This window comes from Pseudomonas sp. NY15372 (assembly GCF_048068215.1).
Taxonomy (GTDB): domain Bacteria; phylum Pseudomonadota; class Gammaproteobacteria; order Pseudomonadales; family Pseudomonadaceae; genus Aquipseudomonas; species Aquipseudomonas guariconensis_A.
The window spans coordinates 63,890-85,696 of the sequence record NZ_JBLUPY010000002.1; the positions used below are offsets into that span (position 1 = coordinate 63,890).

Sequence of the window (21,807 nt, forward strand, 5' to 3'; positions counted from 1 at the left end):
TCACCCACAAGGGCGCTACGGCGCTGTTTCGGTAGGAGCGGCCTTGTGCCGCGAAAGGGGCGCGAAGCGGCCCCCGGTCACGCGTTAGTGCCAGCGCCGAAACACCAGCGACGTATTCACGCCACCAAAGGCGAAGTTGTTGTTCATCACATGCTCATGCTGCATGGCCCGGAACCCGCCGCGCAGGTAGTCCAGCTCACCGCAGCGGGGGTCGATGTGGTCGAGGTTCAGGGTATGCACGTACTGATCGCGGTTCATCATCTCGATGCTGAACCAGGACTCCAGCGCTCCGCAGGCCCCCAGGGTATGCCCAAGAAAACTCTTCTGCGAGCTGATGGGCATGTGCGGGCCGAACAGTTCATGGGTGGCCAGCGTTTCGGCGATGTCGCCTTGTTCGGTGGCGGTTCCATGGCCATTGACGTAGCCGATGGCCTCGGGCCCTAGGCCTGCGTCTTCCAGCGCCAGCTCCATGGCCCGGCGCATGGTGGCCTGCTCGGGGCGGGTGATGTGCTGGCCGTCGGCATTGCTGCCGAAACCGACGATCTCGGCATGGATCCGAGCGCCACGGGCCAGGGCGTGCTGTAACTCCTCGAGCACCAGCATGCCGGCGCCTTCGCCCACCACCAAGCCATCCCGGGCGCTGTCATAGGGCCGTGGCGTCAGGGACGGGGTATCGTTCTTCAGGCTGGTGGCGTACAGCGCGTCGAATACCATGGCCTCGCTGGGGCACAGTTCCTCGGCGCCGCCGGCGAGCATCAGTGGCAGGCGCCCGTACTTGATCGCCTCGTACGCATAGCCGATGCCCTGGCTGCCGCTGGTACAGGCGCTGGACGTGGGGATCAGGCGCCCGGTGAGGCCGAAGAAGATGCTGATGTTGGCCGCGGTGGTGTGCGGCATCATGCGTACGTAGGAATTGGCATTGAGGCCGTCGGCCTTGGAATTGAGCAGCATGTTCCCGAAGGCCTTGATCTCTTCGGTACTGCCGATCGACGAGCCGCAGGCAACGCCCATGCGGCCGTCACGAATGCTCGGCTCGTCGAGCAACCCGGCGTCGAGCAGCGCTTGCTCGGCAGCCGCCACCGCCAGGTGTGCCACGCGGCCCATGCTGCGCAGTTGCTTGCGGGTCCAGTGCGCGGGCACCTGGAAGCCGTCCACGGGCCCGGCCAGGCGGGTGTTGAGCTCCTCGAAACGGTCCCATTCGTCCATGCGCCGGATACCGCTGCGGTTGGCGGCGAACTGTGTGGCGATGCTGGCCCAGTCGTTGCCCAGGGCAGTGATGCCGGCCATGCCGGTGACCACGACGCGGCGCATCAGCACAGCCCTCCGTTGACCGCCAGGACCTGGCGGGTGATGTAGGCGGCCTCGTCCGACATCAGGAAATTCACCGCCCCCGCCACTTCCTCGGGCGTGCCCATGCGTTGGGCTGGAATCATCTTCAGCAGCTCCTCCACCGGCACTTGTTCGTCGAGCATGGCGGTATCGATCAGGCCTGGCGCCACGCAGTTGACGGTGATGCGGCGCTTGCCCAGTTCGATCGCCAGCGCCTTCGCCGCTCCGATCAGGCCGGCCTTGGAGGCGCTGTAGTTGACCTGGCCGCGGTTGCCGATCAGGCCGGATACCGACGTGATGCAGACGATCCGGCCAGGGGCACGGCGGCGGATCATCGGCATGATCAGCGGGTGCAGCACGTTGTAGAAGCCGTCGAGGTTGGTGCGCATGACGGTGTCCCAGTCGTCCTCGGTCAGTGCCGGGAAGGCGCCGTCACGGGTCAACCCGGCATTGCACACCACGCCATAGTAGGCGCCATGGGCCTCGACATCGGCTTCGAGTGCCGCGGCGCAGCCGCCACGGTCGGCCACGTCGAACTGCAGGACCCGCGCCTGGCGGCCCAGGGCACGGATTTCGCCGGCGACCGCCTCGGCCTCGTCTCGCGCGCTGCGACAATGCAGGGCCAAGTCGAAGCCAGCGCGGGCCAGGCGCAGGGCGATAGCGCGCCCGATCCCTCGGCTGGAACCGGTGACCAAAATGGTGTCAGTCATGCTGCGACTCCTCCGGGCCCGCCTCGGCCAGGTAGCTGGCAGCTTGCGGCGGGCGGTAGACATTCAGGCGGGCACTGGCATGGATGCCTTCGCCACGCAGGTGGCACTCGAACACGCCCATGCCGTTTTCATCCTCGAGCGAACGCAGGGCATGGATGTGCAGTTGCACACCGGCGGGAAACGCCTCGACATTGCATTCGAACTTGCGCGTGCCGAGCAAAAAGCCCATTTCCACGGGGCGCCCCTGGCGACGTGCCTGGCAGCCGGCATAGGCCGCCACGCTCTGGGCCATCAGCTCCAGGCCAAGCCAGGCCGGCAGGCTGCCATCGGCCCGGTTGAACTGGCCATCGGGGCGAACCGTCGTGCACGTGTGGATCTGCTCGTCGTCGCAGCTGTCGATGCGCTCGATGAGAATCATGTCCCCAGCGTGAGGCAGCAATTCGGCCAAGGGCCAAGTGATCATGAGGCATCTCCGAGAATCAGGCTGACATTGTTGCCACCGAAGGCGAACGAATTGCTCATCAGCCGGCGTGGCCCTTGCGCGGGCAGGCGCTGGCGGCCATCGACCAGGTTCAGCGCCGGCAAGCCCGGGTCGGGCTGGCCATCCCAGCAATGGGGCGGCAACAGGCCCTGCGGGTTGTGCGTGCTCAGGCTCAACCAGCAGAACGCGGCTTCCAGCGCGCCGGCGGCACCCAGGGTATGGCCGGTCATGGGCTTGCTGGACGAGCAGGGCAGTTGGCTGCCGAACAGGCTGTGCACGGCCAGGCATTCCATGGCGTCGTTGTGCGCGGTGGCGGTGCCGTGCAGGTTCAGGTAATCGACTTGCCCCGGCGTCAGGCCTGCATTGTCCAGTGCTTTGCGCATGGCCTGCAAGGCGCCTTTGCCGCTGGGCTCCGGTGCCGAGATGTGGAACGCATCGGAACTGGCACCAGCGCCGAGTAGGGCGATGGCAGGCCCCTGGGCCGATGATTGGCGTGTCATCAGGAACAAGGCGGCCCCTTCGCCGATGTTGATGCCGTCGCGGTTGGCCGAGAACGGGTTGCAGCGCTGCGCACTGACCGCTTCCAGGGCGGTGAAGCCGTTGAGCGTCAGGCTGCAGAGGCTGTCCACGCCACCGCACAGCACGGCATCGCACAGGCCCAGGTCGAGCAGGCGCCGTGCGCTGAGCAAGGCACGACCGCTGGAGGTGCAGGCGGTGGACAACACGTAGGCAGGCCCTTGCAGGCCCAGCCAGGCCGCCAGGAAGTTCGCCGGGGCGCTGAGCTCCTGCTGGTCGTAGCGGTAGTCGGCCGGGAAGCGGCCTGCCTCGAGGTAATGGGCGATGCCGGCAGTGGCTTCGGCGATTCCTGAGGTGCTGGTGCCCAGCACCACGCCGACCCGCTGCGGGCCATGGCGCTCGAGGGCTTGCCGGATCGCCGGCTCGATCTGCAAGGCGGCGGCCAGCAGCAGTTGGTTGTTGCGGCTCTGGTAACCGGGCAGCGGTAGCGCGGGCAGTGGTCCGGCCACGCCGCCTACCGGCAGGCGGCGTCCGGGCACCCAGCCGTCCTGTAGTTGCATGCCGGAGCAGTCGCCGGCAAAGAGCCTGCGGGCCACCTGGGCCTGGCCGTGCCCGAGGGCACAGACCAGGCCCAGGGCGTCGAGGAAGGCGGTCATGGTGCGTTCTCGCTGGGCAAGGGGGAAACGTGGTAGCGCAGGCCTTGATCAAGGGCCAGGGTGAAGTCGTCGGCACTGCGATAGGTGACGCGCCATCGGCCTGGCAGGCTGCGTTCAGAAATGTGGCCGATGGCCTGGGGATAAAGCCGGGGCAGTTGGCCCGGTGGCGTCAGGGCGAACAGCATGGCGGCGAACAGCTCGCGCGCGGCAGGGTTAGGCGGCAGCAGGCCGTCGGCTTGCCAGTGCCTACCATCGAGCAACTGGCGCGCCTGGGGAACGCCCAGCAAGTCCAGCAGCGACCAGCGCAGGTGGCCGTCTTCACGCTGGATCACCAGCAGCCAGTCCTGGCGCTGGTTGGCCTGTTCCCGCTGTACATGGAACTGGCGTGGCAGCTCGAGCGGGGGCAGTTGCTCGGGCAGGGGCGGCTGCGAGGCGCAGGCGCCGAGCAGCAACAGCATCAACAGGGGCAACAGATATTTCATGGCGCTACGTCCCCTCGCTCACGGCTCGTCGCCCAGGGCGCCAACAGGAAGCTGAACACCAGCCCCAGGCTCACGGCCAGGCCGAAGTTGCTCACCGCCGGCGTGCCGGACAGCGCCAGCAGGCCGAACGACAACCAGGTGGTGGCCGCCGCCAGCAGGGTACCCAGCAGACTGACCGCAGCACCGCCGATGCGCTCATGCATCAGGATGGCATAGTCCACGCCGATGGCAGTCACCAGCAGCAGGCCGAACAGGCTGAACAGGGTCAAGGGCTGCCCCAGCCAGCCAAGGCAGGCCAGGCTACACAGCGCCGCCAGCAGCGGCAGGGCGACGATGCGCAGGGCCGCCCCCGGCCCGAAGGGCAGTACCAGCAATACCAGGATCAGCCCACAGGAGAGCAGCTTGAGTTCGGCGGCGCTGACCTGGGTGGCGGCGAACAGCTGGTTGAGTTCGCCCAGCCGGTCCACCAGTTGCACGCCGGGTAGGTCCTGGGCCTGCAGACGAAGCAGGGCGGCATCGGCCTGGCCTTGCAGGCTGACGACGGCGGCCACGCCATCGTCGGTGCGGCCCAGCCACAGCGGCCGCCAGGCTTCGCCCAGCGGCCCGGCGAGCACCTGGTCGATCGACAGCAGCGGCAGCGCTTGCAGCTGCTGCAGCTCGCCGCGCAGGGCCGTTTCAGGCACACCCAGGGCCAGCAAGGGTTGCCAATGCTCAGGCAATTGCCCCAGGGCCTGCTGTACGTGCCGCTGCTGCGCCGGGCTGGCCAGCAGTTGGCTGAGCGCCATGTAGCCCTTGAGCTTGCCCAGGTCGACCAGTTCGTCGAGTTTGCCGGCCAGTGCCTGCAGGCGGTCGAGCAATTGTGTTTCATCGCTGGCGCGCACCAGGTAGAACTGGCTGGTCGGTTGGTAGCCGGTGATCCGGGCCACGGCTTGGGCTTCTTCGAGCAGCTGCGGCGGCGCACCGACCCATTGGCGGATGTCGTTTCGCGTCTGCAGTTGCCACAAGCCCGCGGCGCAGAACGCCAGCAGCAGCGCAAGCAGTGCAGCGCTAGGTACCTTGGCCAGCATGCGTTCGCGCAGGTCCGTCAGCGCCTGGGCGATACGCAGCGGCCAGCGCGCCGGGCGCAGCTGCGTATCGCCAAACAAGGCTGGCAGCAGGCACACCGCGCTCAGGTAGGCGCCGACCAGGCCGGCGGCGGAGAACGCCGCGATCTGGGTCAGCGCCGGGAAGGGCGTGAAGGCCAAGGCCAGGTAGCCGATGCAGGTGGTCGCCAGGCTCAGGCTCAGCCCGGGCAAGGTCAGGCGCACGGCCGTCCAGCTGTGCCAGGGGCGCAAGCTCCAGCTCTTGGACAAGTAGTGCAGCGGGTAGTCCACCGCCACGCCGATCAGGCTCGAGCCCAATACCAAGGTCATGACATGCACGCGGCCGAACAGGGCCGTGCACACCACCGTACCGAACAGCATCCCCACCAGCACCGGCACGAAGGCCAACAGCACCCGCCAGCGGCGGAAGGTCAACAGCAACAGCAGCAGGATGCCCAGCGTGGCGCCGCCGCCCACCCAGGTGATTTCCCGGCTGGCCTGGCGTTGGCCGCTGGCCGCATGCAGCAGGCCGCTGGCCGCCAGCAGTTGGGCGCCTTGCTGTTCGGCCAGCTGGCGGCCGCTGGCGAGCAGGTCGGCGACCTGCAACGGCAGCTGCAGGTCGAAGGCGTCGCCCCGGGTGCTGGCGCGCAACATTACCCAGTGCAGGCCGTCTGCCTCGGCGACCAGCGCGCCGCTGGCCGTGTCCAGCTCCACAGTGGCGGGCTTGGGTTGGCTGGCCTGGATGCGCGCGCCCAGGCCCAGCCAGTCGTCCTGGTTGGCCAACAGGCTGACGCCTGCGAAAGGGTCGAACAGCGCCTGCACGCGTTGTTCGATGAAGGCGTCGGGTTGTGTCAGCAACTGCTGGCGGTCGGTGGTGGCGAGCATCGCCAGACGGCCTTGCAGCAGCTGGGCGCGTACCGCCTGCAGATCGGTCTGCAGGCTCCATTGCACCTGCTCGAACAGGCCGCTGGCCTGCCATTGGCTTGCCAGGCGTTCGGCCAGGTTCAGCGCCTGCTGGCGGTCGGCATGGCCGACCAGAACCAGCACCTGGCGGTTGAGCGGCGCCTGCATGCGCTGCTCGGCACGCGCTACCCATTCGTCTTGCGCAGCCCCGGGCACCAGGGTCATCAGGTCGGCGGAAACCGGGGCGCCGCGGTGCCATTGCCAGCCTGCCAGTGCGAGCACGGCCAGCAACAGCGCCAGGAACAGCCTGGGCAACCGTCGTTCAGTCGGCAAAGTCGCTGCGCTCCGAATCGCTCAAGGCCGTGGCGCCATCGCTGGCCGGCATGCGCAGCACGGTGCTGTCGCCCTGGGTTTCGGCCAGCACGATACGCTCCACGAAACGCCCGCCGGCAATATCGATGTGGGTGAACACCTGCTTGAGCAGCAACGCGCGAGGCACCAGGTGCAGTTGCCAGTGTTCGGCATCGCCGCTGAGGCTCAGTTCGAAGTCGCGCTGCAGGCCGCTGCTGTCGCCTTGCAGCACGGCGAAGAACAGGCGGTTCTGCTGCGCTCCGGCACTCTGGCTGGGCAGCTTCTGCCAACCGCTGCTGTCGCGCCGGGCGATACCGTCGGCGGTGATGCGGTAGTCCTGGCGCAGGGGCGTGCGCAGCAGCCAGAGCAGCCCATGGTCGCGGGCAAGGACGAAGCGGCCCTGGCTCACCAGCGGCTGGGGCAGGGCGCGCAAGTGTTTCTCCTGGACGAACGGGCCCTTGACCACCGCCGATGCGCCTAGCTGCTTCTGCAGGTCATCCAGGCTGAACGCCATGGCCTGCGGGCCGGCCAGCAGCAAGGTGGCCATCAGCAGGTAACCCGCCAGGCGTCTCATGCCAACACCTTGCCGACGGCGTCGAGCATGGCCTGGGGCGAGGCCAGCTGCATTTCGCCGCTGGCGATGTGCACCGCGACTTGCACCGTGCTGGCGCGGGTCATGCGCTCGCCGGTGAGTGCATCGCTGATCAGGTAGTTGATCTTCAGGCGGTGCTCCCATTCCACCAGGCTGGCGCGCACCTTCAGGCGCTGGCCGAAGGTGGCGCCGCGGATGTAGCGCAGCTGCAGGTCGATCACCGGCCACATGTAGCCGCTGGCCTGCATGCGTGGATAGTCCTGGTCCAGGCGTTCGAGCAGGGCGCAGCGAGCCACTTCCAGATACTTGACGTAGTGGCCGTGCCAGACGATGTGCATGCTGTCGACGTCGAAGAAAGGCACGAGGATCTCCGTGTCCACATGGAATACCCCAGGCTTACGCATGCAGCCTCCAGTGGCGTTCGCCGATACGTGCCAGGCACAGGCGCAGTTCGCGCTCCAGGGCGCGGTCCTCGGTGACCGGCGCGAAGTCCTGCAGCAGGGCCGCATGCATGCTTGCCAATGCTGGCGGCAACGGATTGGCGCCAGCCTCTCGGCCGCGCAGCCACACCCCCTGGTTGGCGGCCAGCAGGGTCGCTGCGGCCACCTGCTCGGTCAGCTCCAGCACGCGCACGGCATCTCGGGCGGCAATAGTGCCCATGCTCACCTTGTCCTGGTTGTGGCATTCGGTGGAGCGCGAGAACACGCTGGCCGGCATGGTCAGTTTGAGGGCTTCGGCAGTCCAGGCGCTGGCGCCGATCTGCACGGCCTTGAAACCATGGTTGAGCATCGCCCGCCCAGGCCCGGCACCGGACAGGTTGCTGGGCAGGCCATGGTTGTAGCGCTCGTCCACCAGCAGCGCTAGCTGGCGGTCGAGCAGGTCGGCGACATTGGCCACCAGGGTCTTGAGGCTGTCCATGGCGAAGGCGATATGGCCGCCGTAGAAATGCCCGCCATGCAGCACCCGTTCGGCGTCGCCGTCGATGATCGGGTTGTCGTTGGCGCTGTTGAGCTCGGTCTCGATGAAACCGCGCAACCAGCCCAGGCTGTCGGCCAGCACGCCCAGTACATGGGGCGCACAACGCAGCGAGTAGCGGTCCTGCAACCGGTGCAGGGGCGCTGCCGGGGCCTCGATGGCCAAGTCCTGGCGCAACCAGGCGGCGACCTGGTTCTGGCCGGGGTGCGGCTTGGCGGCGAACAGGCGCTCGTCGAAGTGTTCGGGGTTGCCTTGCAGGGCAATCACGTTCAGCGCCGTGATGCGCGTGGCCAGCTTCAGCAGGTAATCCGCGCGAGCATAGGCCAGGCAGGCCAGGCCGGTCATCACCGCGGTGCCGTTCATCAGTGCCAGGGCTTCCTTGGGACGCAGTACCAGGGGCTGCCAGCCCAGTTCGCGGTGCACATCGGCGCTGTCGCGGCGCTGCCCCTGGTACATCACTTCGCGCTCGCCCGACAGGGCCGCAGCGACGTAGGACAACGGTGTCAGGTCGCCGCTGGCGCCCACCGAGCCTTCTTCGGGAATCAGCGGCAGGATGTCATGTTCGAGAAACCCACGCAGGCGCTCCAGCAACACCACGCGCACCCCCGACATGCCGTGGCTCAGCGAGCGCAGCCGGGCTGCCAGCACCGCCCGGGTGGCCGGCGCATCGAGCAGCCGGCCCAGGCCGCAGCCGTGGAAGGTGTACAGGTGGCGCGGCAAGGCCTCGACATGCTCCAGCGGCACGGCCACCACGCAGGAGTCGCCATAGCCGGTGGTGACCCCGTAGATCACCCCTTCCTTGTCCAGGAGGCTGTCGACGAAACGCGCGCCACGGGCGATGCGTCCGCGGTACGCGGCATCTGCCTGCAACAGCGGGCGGGCCTTTCGTTGGCTCAGGGCCAGGATGTCCTCGATGGCGAGCGGGGCCTCGCCAAAGGTCACGGGCTCATGGGAATGCGTCGTCATCGTCGTTCCAGAAAGGGTAGAAGTTGAACCACTGGCCAGGGGCCTGCAGACAATAATGGCCCAGGCGAGCGGCATAGCGCCCGGCCCATTCGGCGATCACCTGCTCGCGCAGGTCGCGGCGCCACTGCAGGCGTTCGGCGAACGGCTCCAGGGTGATCCGGTAGCGGCCCTGGTGCTTGAGGCAGAACAGCAGGTTGACCGGGCAGCCCAGCAGGCCTGCCAGGAGCCAGGGGCCCTGGGGGAAGGCTGCCCGGTGGCCGAGAAAATCCACTGCTACCGTGCGGCTGCCGTGCAGGGGCACGCGGTCGCCGGCGATGGCCAGCCATTCGCCGCGCTCCAGACGCTCGGACAGTTGCAGCATGATCGCCGGGTCCAGCTCACTGACTTGGATCAGCCGCAGGTGGCTGGCGCCGGCCTCGCCCAGCAGGCGGTTGAAGCGTTCGGCATGGCGGGTGTGCACCAGCACGTTCATGGTCACCCGCTCGCCCAGCTCCGCCAGGGCCCGGCAGACTTCCAGGTTGCCCAGGTGCGCACCCACCAGCATCTGCCCGCGGCTGCTGCGCAATTGCCGGCGCAGCTGGCTGGGGTCGTCGATCTCGATATCTTCAAGGCGCAGCCGGCCGTTCCAGGCGTCCAGCTTGTCCAGCAAGGCGTCGGCGAAGGCCATGAACTGGCCGAACACCCGCCCATGGGTCGGGGGCGGCACCTGGCCGCCGCTCCAGGCGGCCAGCCGCTGCTGGTACTGCCAGGCGCTGCGCCGGGCCTTGCGCCCGAACAGGAAGAAATACAGCACGATGCCATGGATCAACGGGCTGAGCAGGCGTCGGCCGAGCAGGCGCACCAGCACGGCGGTCAGCTTCATCAGCCAGAAGCTGCCGCGTTCGCCTTGTTCGGCCCAGTGCCGGGAAGATCGGCTCATTGCCACCACCTGCGCCATAGCATCCGCGGTGCGCGCAGCAGCATGCCGAAGAACAGCCGGGCATGCATCCGCGAGATCAGCACGTTGTCGTGCAGCAGGCGAAAATGCGAGATGCCGTCGCTCGGGTAATGCACCCGGATCGGCCGCCAGCGCATCGGCTGCCCGCGCCAGGCCAGGCGCACCAGGACCTCCGTGTCGAAATCCATGCGCCGCCCGAGGCGTACCCTGTCCAGCAGGGCCAGGGTAGGGGCGAGCGGGTACAGGCGAAACCCGCACATCGAGTCCGGGATGGCCAGCGACAAGGTGTTGATCCAGACCCAGACGTGGGTCAGGTAGCGCGCGTAGAGGCGCCCCTTGGGCACGCTGGCGTCGTAGTGTGGATAGCCGCACACCAGGGCCTGTGGACAAGCCCTTGAGTCGGCCAGGAACGCCTGGACATCGGCAAGGTCATGCTGGCCATCGGCGTCCACCTGCAAGGCATGGGTAAAGCCCAGCCGGGCGGCTTCGCGCAGGCCAGCCATCACTGCGCCGCCCTTGCCCTGGTTGACGGCCAGGCGCACCAGGAACACTTGATCCTGCCCGGCCAACTGGTCCAGCACCTTGGCGCAGGGCGCGTGGCTGGCATCGTCCACCAGCACGCAGGGCAGCCCCGTGGCGAGCACCTGGGCTACCACCGCGGGCACGGCGTGCTCGTGGTCGTATACCGGGATCACGGCGCAAGGCTTATGCACGGCCAGGCTCCAGGAGGATGCGGCCGCTGGAGCAGGCCTGGCCGTTGCTGGCGTAGGTGAAGTACAGCTTGCCGCGCTGGGCATCGTAGCGCAGGGTCAGTTCCAGTTCGTCGCCTGGGCGAACCAGTTGCTGGAATTTCAGCACTTCCATGCCGGCGAAGCGCAGCCCTTGCGGCAGCAGGGGCGTGGCCAGGGTCACGGCCCAGTCGACCTGCACCACGCCGGGCAGAATGGGGGTGGTGGGGAAGTGGCCGGTGAAGCAGGCCAAGTCCGCAGGCACCGCCAGGCGCAGGCTCAGTTGCTGCTCGTCAGAGGTCGTCTGGAGCACGTCCGGCGCATTGTCGCGTGGGGCTTGCAGCAGCGCCTGGACCTGCGCCTGGGGCAGCTTGCCCTGGCCGTTGAGCGGCAGTTGCCGCAGCAGGCGCCAGCGCCGTGGCAAGGCCAGGCTTTCACAATGTTGCGCCAGGTGCTGGCGCAGTGTATCGAGCAGGGCTCGGCGCCCCTGGGTGCGCAGCTGGTGCAGGCCGGCCGGGCTGGGCACGAGCAAGGCGCCGAGGAACGCACGGCCTTCCTGCACCACGCCCAATCGCGCATCGCTGACCCACGCATGGGCGCACAGCGCCTGCTCCAGCAGCGGCAGCGAGATGCGTTTTTCTTCAAGCTTGACGATGCGGTCCAGGCGCCCAAGCAAGTGGAAGCGGCCATCGTCGGTGAATTGCACGGCATCGGCGGTGTGTTCGACATGGCCGTGGGGCAGGTAGGGCGAGGCGACGCACAGGGCACCGTCCGCCGACTGGCTCAGGGTGATGCCGGCGAAAGGGCTCCACGGGGTATCGCCTTGGCGCCAGGCGATGCCGCCGGTCTCGGAGCTGCCGAGGATTTCCACGGGCCATTGGCCCAGGCGCCGATATAGCTGCTGCGCGGCGTCCCCAGGCAGGGCACCCCCGGAAGAAAACACCCGGCGCACCTGGCTCAGGGCTGGCCAATCGAGGTTGTCGCCCATGCGCTTGAGCAAGGCGGGGCTGGCCACCCAGGCGTAGCCAGGTTGTTCGCGGCTGGCACGCTGCAGGTCCTCCGGGAAGGGCAGCGGGCGACGCAGGAAACCGCGCCCGGCGCATAGCGGCCAGAGGACGCGGAACAACAACCCGTAGATGTGTTGGGTGGCGACGCTGCCGATGATCCAGGCGTCGCCCAGGTCGGCGCCCCACAGGCGTTCAAGGGCTTGCACTTCGTTGGCCAGCAAGCGCAGTGGCTTGTCGATGCGCTTGGGCTCGCCGCTGGACCCGGAGGTGCACAGGCTGATCTGGCACGCGTCCAGGTCGAGGTCGGCGGGTGCCAGCGGCGCGCCTGAAAGCGAGGCCAGGCTGTGGTCGCCGGGTTGGTCGCTGAGCCACAGCTCGACTTGGTCGTTCCAGCGCGCACGGGTGTGTGCCTGCAGGTCGGCGGGCAGCAACACCTGTACCCCGGCTCGCCAGGCGCCCAGCAAGGCAATGGCCAGTTCGCCGGCATCCTCCAGGTACACCGCCAGGCGCTGCACGCCACGTTCGCGCAGGCCTGCGGCCAGGCACAGGGCGGCTTGGCAGAGGGTGGCGTGGTCCAGCGCGGGCTCGCGGGTGATCACCCGAGCGGCGGCGTGTGGCTGCAGCAGGTGCTGGGGTTCGATCCAGTTCATGAGCGTGCTCGCATGCGTTGCCTGGCCAGCCATTCCACGGCGAACAGCAGCCCCATGGCCAGGTAGGCGATCAAGCCGTTGTAGAGGGTCCACCAGGGCAGCGGTGCCCACAGGGTCAGGCCGGCGGCGATCAGCCCGTTGACCAGGAAGAACAGGCACCAGACCTGCGTCACCCGGCGCGTGTAGGCAACGGCGGCGTCAGGCAACTGCGGCTCGCGCAGGCGCGCCAGGCGTTCCACCAACGGCGGGCCGTACCTGAGGCTGGAGGCGAACAGTGCCAGCAGCAAGCCATTGACCAACACCGGGTACCAGCGCAGCAGCTGGCGGCTGTCGGACAATGCCAGCAGCGCACAGAAGGCCAGGGCGACGATGGTCATCCACAGATTGCCGGGCCGGCGCGGCGCGCCCAGGGCACGGGCCAGCCACAGCGCGGCGAGCACCAGGGCGAACTGCCAGGGGGCGAAACGGGCCAGGCCGTAGTGCACGGCGAAGGGGTAGAGCACCCCGGCCAGCACCAGGCCGAGGCCGACCAGGCGCTTCATGCCGCGGAGTTCACCAGGCGGAACACCGCCTCGACCACATCCTCGACGGTGCGCACGGACTTGAAGTCCTCGGCGGTGATTTTCTTGCCGGTCTGGCGCTTGATGTGGTCGATCAGATCGATGGCGTCGATGCTGTCGATTTCCAGGTCCTGGTAGAGGTGGGACTCCAGGCGGATGCTGGCTGGATCGAGCTCGAACAGCTCGACAAGGGCGTCGCGCAAGAGGTTGAAGATGGCTTCGCGGTTTTGCATGGTGCGGTCTCAGGCAGCCTGTCGGGCAGTGATGAATGCCGCCAGGGTGGCGACATTGGTGAAATGGGAACGGGTGTCCTTGGCGTCGGCATCGATCTTGATGCCGAAGCGCTTCTGCAGGGCCAGGCCCAGTTCGAGGGCGTCCACCGAATCCAGGCCCAGGCCTTCGCCGAACAGCGGCTGCTGGTCATCGATGTCCTGGACGTCGATGTCCTCCAGGCCCAGGGCGTCGATGATCAGCTGCTTGATATCACGGTGCAGGTTGTGTGGATCGCTCATCTTCGGCGAGCTCCTTGAAGAAGTACTGATGCAGGTAGTCGTTGAGGCGGCGCGAGGCCACCGGTGCCGGGCCGAGGGCGGCGAAGGTGGCCGGGTCGATGTCGGCGCCGACGCCTAGGCGAAAGTGCACGCGACGGTGTGGGATGCGGTACCAGGGCTCATGCTTGGTCAATGTGCTGGGGCTGACGCTGATCGTCACCGGTGTGATGATTTTCGCACCGCGCAGGGCGATGGCCGCAGCGCCGCGATGAAAGGCCGGGGCCTGGCCGGGCGGGGTGCGGGTGCCTTCCGGGAAGATGATCAGCGGCTGGCCGTGGCGCAGGGTCGCCGCGGCGGTTTCCAGCATCTGCAGGCTACCGTCGTTACCGATGTAGCCCGCCTCGCGCACGGGGCCGCGGGTGAACGGGTTGTCGAACAGGCTCTGCTTGACCACGCAGTTGGCGTTGCGCGCCAGGCCGATGAGGAACACCACGTCGATCAGCGAGGGGTGGTTGGCGATGACCAGTTGCCCAGGGCGCCCCAGGCGCTCGGCACCCTCCACCTCGTAGGTCAGTACGCCGGTGACCCGCATGAAGCGGATGAAACGCCAGAACAGCCAGCCGATGGTGCGGCGGGCGCGGCGTTGATGGCGCTGCACGCCACCGGGCAGGCAGGCCAGCAACGGAAATACCAGCACGCGCAGGCACAGGCTGCCGACACCGAAAACGGCGAAGCTCAGCGCGGTCGCCAGTAGGCGCCAAGGGTAGGCGTCCGTTGGCCTGTTCACGCGAGCCGATGCCAGTTCCATGACCGCAGGGCTCCTGGGTGGGTGAGGCGGGCCTGGCCGGCGAGCAGGTTCTTCAGCCAGTTCAGGGCGTGGGGCAGGGCGGCGGGTGTGGCGCTGCTGCCCGGGGCGATTTCCAGGCGCCATTGGCTGCCGGGGGTGAGCAACAGGCCGAGGGCATAGCTGAAGGGCACATCCTCGATCCATGGGCTGTAGGCCTCGGGCGGCGTCTCCTCGGCGACGATCAGCAGCACGGCAGGGGCGCCGTCGTGCAGCAGGCCGGCGGCCTCCAGGAGGCCTTGCTCGAAACCATCGCCTGCGGCGGCCAGGGCGGTCATCTCGCAGGTCTGCCCGCGCATGATCGACCACAGCCCGATCACGGCGTTATGCACCGAAAGGCTGAACTGTGTGGGCGAAAGTGGCTGGCCCTGGGCGAGTTCACCGAGCATGGAGAACGTACGCGGGGTTTCGCCATGGCGCGAGGCGTATACCAGCGGCAGCGCGTCGTGGCCCTCGGCCAACGGCCAGCCGACCGCGAACGCCATGCGTGCCAGCAGGCCCAGGCGCCTGCGCTGCATGGCTGGCAGGAACGAAACGTCCGGCGCCGGGCTGTCGCCCTGCGGCAGTGACCCACCCTCGGCCCAGGCACGCCAGTCAGCAGGCGTGTGCAGGCCAGGGGCCCAGGCGCGCCATTGGCTGATGTTGAAAGTGATCACGATGTGTCTGGTTCCCGCCCTGAATGACTTCCTTTGGCCAAGGAATGCGTCGGAACAATGACCTGACAGGGGTTGGTGCTCGTCGAGTGGCGCGCATTATCCCGGTGCAGGCGATCTGTAGCAAATACCCGTTGGACAATGACGAACGGGCAAGTCGCCGGCCAGGGGACAAGGTTCTATCGTTTGTCGGCATTTTCCGATGAACGGTGTAAGCACTGTATCGGCCAGCAGGTAGGAAGGTTGAGGCAGGCGGTACTGGTCATTGTCATGCGCGGGCCACATACTCGGGCATTCGTTGATACACGGAGGTCTCCCATGCGGCGCGTGGTATTCAATCAGAAAGGGGGCGTAGGCAAGTCGAGCATTGCCTGCAACTTGGCGGCGGTCAGTGCCAACGAAGGCTACCGGACCTTGCTGGTTGACCTGGATGCCCAGGCCAACTCGACCCAGTACCTCACCGGGCTTACCGGCGAGGATATCCCTATGGGCATCGCCGATTTCTTCAAGCAGACCCTTTCCAGCGGGCCGTTCGCCAAGAAGAACCGGGTGGATATCTACGAAACGCCGTTCGACAACCTGCACGTGGTCACCGCCACGCCGGAGTTGGCCGACCTACAGCCCAAGCTCGAGGCCAAGCACAAGATCAACAAGCTGCGTAAGTTGCTCGACGAGCTGGACGAGGACTACGAACGGATCTACATCGACACCCCGCCAGCGCTGAACTTTTATGCCGTTTCCGCGTTGATCGCAGCGGATCGCGTATTGATTCCTTTCGACTGTGACAGCTTCTCGCGCCAGGCCCTGTACGGCCTACTGGCGGAGATCGAGGAGCTCAAGGACGACCACAACGAGGAACTGGTGGTCGAAGGTATCGTCGTCAACCAATTCCAGTCACGGGCCAGCCTGCCACAGCAGATGCTCGACGAACTGCTGGCCGAGGGCCTGCCGGTGTTGCCGGTATACCTGGGCAGTTCGGTGAAGATGCGCGAGTCGCACCATGCCAGCTTGCCGCTGATCCACCTGGAGCCGCGGCACAAGTTGACCCAGCAGTTTGTCGAGTTGCATGCGTTGCTCGAGGAGAATGGCTGAAGGGGTTGGGGGGATTTTTAGCGCCTGTGAGCGCGCGCGCCGCCCGCGCGGCGCATCGCGGGACAAGCCCGCTCCCACCAGCCTGCGCTGTTTTCAGAGACACCTCCCTACCTGTGGGAGCTGGCTTGCCAGCGATAGGACCGGGGCAAGCAACTCAAGACAGTTGGCCCCCACAAAGGACCTGCAAACTCAAATAGTTATGCGGTGTTCTATGAGAGCGGGCTTGCCCCGCGATGCGACGAACACACACTTCTGAAGACGTGCGCTAGGCTCTAAACCCCCTGACCACGCAACCACTCCAGCAACGGCTGGAGTGGAAACGCCCCCGCCTGGCGGCTGATTTCGCGCCCGTCCTTGAACAGGATCAGGCTGGGGATCGAGCGGATGCCCAGCTGCCCGGCCAGGTTGCGGTTGGCCTCGCTGTCGAGCTTGGCCAGGCGGCAGCGGCCGGTGAGCTGGCGGGCGGCCTGTTCGAAGACCGGGGCGAAGGATTTGCACGGGCCGCACCAGTCGGCCCAGACATCGAGCAGCAGCGGCAGGTCGCCCTTGATCTGGCTGGCAAAGCTGCGCTCGTTGAGGTCGAAGGGTTTGCCCAGCAGTACGTCCTGCTTGCAGCGGCCACATTTGGGGGCATCGCCCAGACGCTCGGCCGGCAGGCGGTTGAGGCCGTTGCAGTGGGGGCAGGGGATCAGCATGGGGTCGGGCATTGAGGGTCTCCTTGGATTCGAGGCCGCTTCGCGGCCTATCGCCGGCAAGCCAGCTCCCACCGGGCCCGCACGATGTCCGTGGGAGCCGGCTTGCCGGCGATCGAGGGCCAAGCCCTCGCAATTGCCGAAACGTGGCTTATGACGAACAACTGATCTCCAGGTGCTTGCCCCACTCGGGCGGGCGCTCGGCGTAGGCCTGCATCCCGGGCTGTTCCTCGAACGGCTTGCTCAGCACCTGATGTAGCCGTCGCACTTCGCTGTAGTCCCCGGCTTCGGCCGCTTCGATGGCCTTTTGCGCCAGGTAGTTGCGCAGGATGTACAGCGGGTTGACCGCGTGCATGCGCGCGCGCCGGCCTTCGGCATTACCCGGTTCGCGTTCGCAGCGGGCCAAGTAGTCCTGGCCCCAGGCATCGAAACCGGCCAGGTCGATGAAGTCGTCGCGTACCACCTTCAGCGCATCGGCTACTGGTCGTTCGCCCAGCTTGCGGAAGAACAGGTTGTAGTCCACCCCGCCGCTTTGCATGCGTTGCAGCAGGCGCTCGACCAGCGCCATGTCGTCGTCCTCGGCGGTGGTCAGGCCCAGACGTCGGCGCATGAGGTCCAGATAGTGGGCCTGGTACAGCGGCAGGAACAGCCCCAGCGCCTCCTTGAGCGGCTCCACCTCGATCACGGTGGTCAGGGCCTGGGCCAGGGCGCTCAGGTTCCAGTGGGCGATAGGCACCTGGTTGGAATAGCTGTAGCGGCCACGGTCATCGGAGTGGTTGCAGATGAAGTTGGCGTCGAAATCGTCGAGGAAGGCGTATGGGCCGAAGTCGAAGGTGATGCCCAGGATCGACATGTTGTCGGTGTTCATCACCCCATGGCAGAAGCCATAGGCCTGCCAGTAGGCGATCAGCTCGGCGTTGCGCTCGACGATGGTGCGGAACATCGCCAGGTATGGCTGCTCGGCTTCGCGGCATTCGGGGTAGTGCTGCTCCAGCACATGGTCGATGAGTACCTTCTGCTGCTCGGGTTGGCGGGTGTAGTAGAAGTACTCGAAATGCCCGAAGCGAATGTGGCTCTGGGCCAGGCGCAGGAGCATGGCAGCGCTTTCACGGGTTTCGCGCCAGACCGTTGTGCTCGAACCGATCACGCACAAGGCCCGGCTGCTGGGGATGCCCAGGGCATGCAAGGCTTCGGAGGCGAGGAATTCGCGGATCGAGGAGCGCAGCACGGCGCGGCCGTCACCCATGCGCGAATAGGGCGTCTGGCCGGCGCCCTTGAGGTGCAGGTCCCAGTGCTCGCCGGCATCGTTGAGGACTTCGCCCAGCAACAGACCACGGCCGTCGCCCAGACGCGGGTTGTAGGAGCCGAACTGGTGGCCGGAGTAAACCATGGCCCGCGGGTCGGCCTCTTCCCACAGCTTGTGGCCGCTGAACAGTTCGGCGAACACCGGCAGTTCGGCCTGGGCCGGGTCCAGGTCGAGCAAGGTCATGGCCGCCTCGCTGGCCACCACCAGGCGTGGCTCGGCGATGGGGTCGGGCAGCACCTCGGTGGAGAAGGCGTCGCCCAGGCGGGCGAAGCGGTTGTCGAAGGTCAGTTGGTCGAGGGCTTTCACGGGGCCTGCTCCTGGAGTCTTGGGGCTGGGCTGGCGACCCAATTGCCGGCAAGCCGGCTCCCACAGGTCCGTGCGGATTTCAAGGTCCTGTAGGAGCCGGCTTGCGCCGCGAACGAGGGCGCAGCCCTCGCGGCATTCTGGGCGGTCATGACCTATGGAGTCCAGTCACCCGGCCGGAGTGCCATCGATCTTGGGCACCGGGTTGGCCTCCAGTGGCACCAACTGCTGCTTGCCGCCCTTGGTGTCGATCAGGAACACCTCCACCTGGCGCACCGAGATCTTGATGCCATGGGCCTTGAACTCGCGGCTGATGTAGCGGTTGAGCTCATCGAGCGTCGGGTTGCGGTCGCCCAGGTCCCGCACGTGCATGCGCAGCTCATGGTCCAGCGAGCTCTCGCCGAAGTTGAGGAAGTACACGATCGGTTCCGGGTCCTTGAGCACCCGGGGGTTTTCATGGGCGCCCTTGAGCAGCAGGTCGCGCACCAGGTCCAGGTCCGAGCCGTAGTCGATGCCCAACTTGAGCGTGACCCGGGTGACCGTGTCGGTGAGCGACCAGTTGATCAGCTGGCCGGTGATGAAGGTCTTGTTGGGGACGATGATGTCCTTGCGGTCGAAGTCGGTGATGGTGGTTGCACGGATGCGGATCTTGCTCACCGTGCCCGACAGGTTGCCGATGGTGATGGTGTCGCCGATGCGCACCGGGCGCTCGAAGAGGATCATGATGCCGGAGATGAAGTTGGCGAAGATCTCCTGCATGCCGAAGCCAAGCCCCAGCGACAGGGCCGCCACCAGCCATTGCAGCTTGTCCCAGCTCACCCCGAGGGTGGCCAGGGTGCTGACGATGCCGACCCCGGCGATCACATAGGAGAGCAGCGTGGTGATGGCGTAGGCGCTGCCCTGGGCAAGGTTCAGGCGCGACAGCACCAACACTTCGAGCAGGCCGGGCAGGTTGCTGGCCAGGGCCACCGTGATGCCGGCGATCACCAGGGCGCCGAGCAGGTCGCCGAGGCTGATCGGCACCATGCTCGCCGCCGCGCCAGTGCCGCTGCTGTACTCGTACAGGGTCACGTTGTTGAGGTAGGAGAACACCGTGATCAGGTCCGACCAGACCCAGTACAGGCCACCGATGAAACCACCCAGCAAGGCCAGGCGGATCAGGCGCAGGGACTGCTGGTTGACCTGTTCGATGTCCAGGGTCGGCTCTTCGGTGATCACTTCGCCGTCGAGCCCTTCCTTGACGGCCTGGCGCTTGCTCAGCGCGCGCTGGTAGGCCAGGCGCCGCGCGGCCACCGAGAGGCCGCGCACGAAGGCCGCCTCGATCACCAGCCAGAAAAGCAGCAGGTACAAGGTGTAGATCAGCCGGTCGGTGAGCTTCAGGGCGGTGTAGTAGTAGCCGAAGCACACCGCTACGAACAGGGCGATAGGCAAGGCCGTGAAGGCCACCCCGACGGCCTTGCGAAACAGCGAGGTGTCGCGGTGCGCCGGGCTGCTGAGCAGCAGGCGGCTGAGCAGCCAGGCCATCAGGGCGTAGCAGGTCAACACCACGCCGATGCCCAGCACGTCGTCGGCCAGGGCCGAGGGCTGGTGTTCGGCCACCGCCACCACACCCACCAGGGCCAGCACCACGGTACCCAGGCGGCGTACCCAGCCGCGCAGGAATTCGACCTGAGGCTTGTACCAGCGGAAGTGGATCTCGGCCACGCCGCCTGGGGCGAGGATGCGGTAGGCGGTGTAGAACACCAGCCAGGCCTGGGCGATCTGCCACAGGGCGGCGCCCAGGTTGGCGTTCTGCCCGCGTGCATCGATCTGCAGGGCATAGCCGGCCAGGGCCAGGCCCAGGGCGACGGGCAGGGCCAGGAGAATGTTGATCAGGATCGCCTGGGGCGTGTGCCACTGGCTGTCGCGGCGGAAGTGGCCGATGTCCTGGTGGACCTTGCCCAGGCGCTGGTACAGGTACTTGCGTCGCCACAGCAGCGCGCCGATCACCAGCAGCAGCGGCAGGAACAGCAACGGCCGCTGGACCAGGCCATCGGCCAGCTCCTTGATGCCCGAGCCCCAGGGCAGGTTGGCCACCTGGTCGGCGAGGCGCTGCGGCACATAGCTCAGCCATTCCCAGTCCAGAGGCTTGTTGCTGGGGATCCAGAACATTTGCTCTTCCAGGGTGGTGCGCAGGCTCTGGGCGGTGCCGAGCAGTTGCTTCTGGTTCAGCTGCAGGGTGATGGACTCGTTGAGCAGGGCGGAGAGCTCGCGGTTCAGGCGCTCGAGCAGGTCGCTGCGGGTGATCACCACCTCGAGCAAGGCCTTGCGCAGCTGGGGCGTGGCTTCTTCGCCGGGCTGGTTGGCCAGCAGCTTGTCGACGTAGTTCGAAGGGCTGCTGATCTGCTCGCGCTGCTGGTTGACCTCGAACTGGTAGAGGCGAATGTCGGCGATCTGGTCGGCCAGGTCGCGGTCGACCTTCAGGTGGGGCAGGGATTGCTTTTGCTTGTAGAGGATCTTTGACAGCAACAGGCTGCCCTTGAGCACGTCGATCTGCTCGTCCAAGGCCTGGTCGGCCTGGGTCAGGCTGTCGAGCTGCTGCTTGGTGCGCAGGTTCTGCTGGGTGACCTCGTTGAGGCGGTCGGTGCTCCTGAGCAGGTAGTCGGAGAGCTTGAGGTTGGCCGTGCTTTCGTTGGCCAGCAGGGTGCTGCCGCCGGCCTTCTGCGCCTCGATCGACTGCTGGGTGACGGTCTGCTGGGACTGGGCCAGGCGCTTGTCGTTGATCAACGTCTGCAAGTCCTGGATTTCTTGCTCCAGGCGCGTGGCGCGTTCGATCAACAGGTCGTGACGGGCGTTGCCCAGGTCCTGCAGCAAGCTGTTGCTGGCCATTTCCTGGCGGCGCAGCAGGATCCGGCTGTCGAGGGCGGCAAGTTCGGCGGCGAGCTGGTTGCGCAGGTCGGCGGTCAGCGGCTTGCCGTTGTCCTTGCCGCTCTTGAGGCTGTTGTTGATCTGCTGGATGCGCGTCTGGCTGCTGCTGATCTCGGCCTGGGCCCGTTCCGGGCGGGTCTGGGAATTGATGATCAGGCTGTTGGCCTCCGACAGCGCCTTTTGCAGGTCGCCCTGCTGGGCACTGCGCTCGCCGAGCATCTGCTCGAGCTGAGGCACGCCCAGGCTTGCGTAGCGCTGGGCGACCGGCACGGTCTTGCTGTCCTTGAGCTTGGCAAGCTCGCGCTGGCTTTCGCGGATCTCGTTGGGCGCCCCGGCGATCTGCTGCTTGAGGTCGGCCAGCTTGCGGGCGTTGTCCTCTTGGCTGGCGAGCAGGCTCAGGGTCTGTTCGAGCACTTGCTGCAGTGCCTTCTGCTCGGCTTCGGGCAGCTTGCGGTCGGCGATCTTGTCGAGGCTGCCCTGGATGCCGGCGGCGGTGGGCGCCTCGGCCGCAGAGGCCAGGAACGAAAGTGACAGGCACAGCCCGAGCAGGGCTGCGCTGAGTGTTGAACGCAGGGACATAGGCAGAATTCTTGT

General features: G+C 66.9%; 21 protein-coding genes. 1 reads left to right on the forward strand and 20 read right to left on the reverse strand.

From position 1 onward, the window contains the following. Positions 1-84: 84 nt before the first annotated feature. From ACNFG0_RS01910 to ACNFG0_RS01990, 17 genes are read right to left on the reverse strand one after another with little or no spacing between them, the layout of a single operon-like run. The gene (locus tag ACNFG0_RS01910) at positions 85-1,311 is read right to left on the reverse strand and encodes a beta-ketoacyl-ACP synthase (protein WP_416763907.1); all 1,227 of its coding nucleotides are present in this window, start codon (positions 1,309-1,311) and stop codon (positions 85-87) included. Then, entirely contained in the window at positions 1,311-2,039 is a 729-nt protein-coding gene (gene fabG / locus ACNFG0_RS01915; protein WP_416763908.1) for a 3-oxoacyl-ACP reductase FabG, read from the reverse strand. The genes ACNFG0_RS01910 and fabG overlap by 1 nt, the downstream gene beginning before the upstream one ends. After that, positions 2,032-2,502: a hotdog family protein gene (locus ACNFG0_RS01920; RefSeq protein ID WP_196155339.1), complete on the reverse strand. Its 471-nt coding sequence runs from the start codon at positions 2,500-2,502 to the stop codon at positions 2,032-2,034. Before ACNFG0_RS01920 ends, fabG begins: the two co-directional genes overlap by 8 nt. Beyond that, complete coding sequence (locus ACNFG0_RS01925) at positions 2,499-3,692, reverse strand: beta-ketoacyl-[acyl-carrier-protein] synthase family protein (RefSeq protein WP_416763909.1); 1,194 nt, start codon at positions 3,690-3,692, stop codon at positions 2,499-2,501. Before ACNFG0_RS01925 ends, ACNFG0_RS01920 begins: the two co-directional genes overlap by 4 nt. Then, on the reverse strand, positions 3,689-4,174 hold the full coding sequence (locus ACNFG0_RS01930) for a hypothetical protein (RefSeq protein WP_196144061.1): 486 nt from the start codon (positions 4,172-4,174) through the stop codon (positions 3,689-3,691). Before ACNFG0_RS01930 ends, ACNFG0_RS01925 begins: the two co-directional genes overlap by 4 nt. Next, a complete protein-coding gene (locus tag ACNFG0_RS01935) occupies positions 4,171-6,492 on the reverse strand; it encodes an MMPL family transporter (protein WP_416763910.1) in 2,322 nt (773 codons plus the stop codon). The genes ACNFG0_RS01930 and ACNFG0_RS01935 overlap by 4 nt, the downstream gene beginning before the upstream one ends. After that, a complete protein-coding gene (locus ACNFG0_RS01940; protein ID WP_416763911.1) occupies positions 6,482-7,084 on the reverse strand; it encodes an outer membrane lipoprotein carrier protein LolA in 603 nt (200 codons plus the stop codon). The genes ACNFG0_RS01935 and ACNFG0_RS01940 overlap by 11 nt, the downstream gene beginning before the upstream one ends. Then, entirely contained in the window at positions 7,081-7,506 is a 426-nt protein-coding gene (locus tag ACNFG0_RS01945) for an acyl-CoA thioesterase (protein ID WP_416763912.1), read from the reverse strand. Before ACNFG0_RS01945 ends, ACNFG0_RS01940 begins: the two co-directional genes overlap by 4 nt. Beyond that, positions 7,499-9,043 carry an HAL/PAL/TAL family ammonia-lyase gene (locus ACNFG0_RS01950; RefSeq protein WP_416763913.1) on the reverse strand — a complete coding sequence of 515 codons (1,545 nt, stop codon included), beginning with the start codon at positions 9,041-9,043 and terminating at the stop codon, positions 7,499-7,501. The genes ACNFG0_RS01945 and ACNFG0_RS01950 overlap by 8 nt, the downstream gene beginning before the upstream one ends. Further along, positions 9,024-9,962, reverse strand: coding sequence for a glycosyl transferase (locus tag ACNFG0_RS01955; protein ID WP_416763914.1), 939 nt, complete (start codon positions 9,960-9,962; stop codon positions 9,024-9,026). Before ACNFG0_RS01955 ends, ACNFG0_RS01950 begins: the two co-directional genes overlap by 20 nt. After that, positions 9,959-10,693: a glycosyltransferase family 2 protein gene (locus ACNFG0_RS01960; RefSeq protein WP_196144055.1), complete on the reverse strand. Its 735-nt coding sequence runs from the start codon at positions 10,691-10,693 to the stop codon at positions 9,959-9,961. The genes ACNFG0_RS01955 and ACNFG0_RS01960 overlap by 4 nt, the downstream gene beginning before the upstream one ends. Continuing rightward, positions 10,686-12,365: an AMP-binding protein gene (locus tag ACNFG0_RS01965; RefSeq protein ID WP_416763915.1), complete on the reverse strand. Its 1,680-nt coding sequence runs from the start codon at positions 12,363-12,365 to the stop codon at positions 10,686-10,688. Before ACNFG0_RS01965 ends, ACNFG0_RS01960 begins: the two co-directional genes overlap by 8 nt. Further along, entirely contained in the window at positions 12,362-12,907 is a 546-nt protein-coding gene (locus ACNFG0_RS01970) for a hypothetical protein (RefSeq protein WP_416763916.1), read from the reverse strand. The genes ACNFG0_RS01965 and ACNFG0_RS01970 overlap by 4 nt, the downstream gene beginning before the upstream one ends. Then, positions 12,904-13,158 (reverse strand): acyl carrier protein, encoded by a 255-nt coding sequence (locus ACNFG0_RS01975; RefSeq protein ID WP_196144052.1) that lies wholly within the window; start codon positions 13,156-13,158, stop codon positions 12,904-12,906. The genes ACNFG0_RS01970 and ACNFG0_RS01975 overlap by 4 nt, the downstream gene beginning before the upstream one ends. A gap of 9 nt (positions 13,159-13,167) precedes the next feature. Next, positions 13,168-13,437, reverse strand: coding sequence for a phosphopantetheine-binding protein (locus ACNFG0_RS01980; protein ID WP_196144051.1), 270 nt, complete (start codon positions 13,435-13,437; stop codon positions 13,168-13,170). Next, entirely contained in the window at positions 13,409-14,224 is an 816-nt protein-coding gene (locus ACNFG0_RS01985) for a lysophospholipid acyltransferase family protein (protein WP_416763917.1), read from the reverse strand. Before ACNFG0_RS01985 ends, ACNFG0_RS01980 begins: the two co-directional genes overlap by 29 nt. Beyond that, positions 14,200-14,916: a beta-ketoacyl synthase chain length factor gene (locus tag ACNFG0_RS01990; protein ID WP_196144049.1), complete on the reverse strand. Its 717-nt coding sequence runs from the start codon at positions 14,914-14,916 to the stop codon at positions 14,200-14,202. Before ACNFG0_RS01990 ends, ACNFG0_RS01985 begins: the two co-directional genes overlap by 25 nt. Positions 14,917-15,231: 315 nt before the next feature. Between ACNFG0_RS01990 and ACNFG0_RS01995 the strand changes: the two genes are divergently transcribed. Next, positions 15,232-16,005 (forward strand): ParA family protein, encoded by a 774-nt coding sequence (locus ACNFG0_RS01995; protein WP_196144048.1) that lies wholly within the window; start codon positions 15,232-15,234, stop codon positions 16,003-16,005. Between the two features lie 272 nt (positions 16,006-16,277). Here the strand turns inward: ACNFG0_RS01995 and trxC are convergent, their stop codons facing one another. The 3 genes from trxC to mscK all read right to left on the reverse strand — a co-directional run bounded on the left by trxC (position 16,278) and on the right by mscK (position 21,792). Continuing rightward, positions 16,278-16,712: a thioredoxin TrxC gene (trxC, locus tag ACNFG0_RS02000; protein WP_196166891.1), complete on the reverse strand. Its 435-nt coding sequence runs from the start codon at positions 16,710-16,712 to the stop codon at positions 16,278-16,280. 136 nt (positions 16,713-16,848) lie between these two features. Beyond that, complete coding sequence (gene selO / locus ACNFG0_RS02005; RefSeq protein ID WP_196155350.1) at positions 16,849-18,309, reverse strand: protein adenylyltransferase SelO; 1,461 nt, start codon at positions 18,307-18,309, stop codon at positions 16,849-16,851. A 165-nt stretch (positions 18,310-18,474) separates the two neighbouring features. Next, positions 18,475-21,792 (reverse strand): mechanosensitive channel MscK, encoded by a 3,318-nt coding sequence (gene mscK / locus ACNFG0_RS02010; protein WP_416763918.1) that lies wholly within the window; start codon positions 21,790-21,792, stop codon positions 18,475-18,477. Positions 21,793-21,807 lie beyond the last annotated feature (15 nt).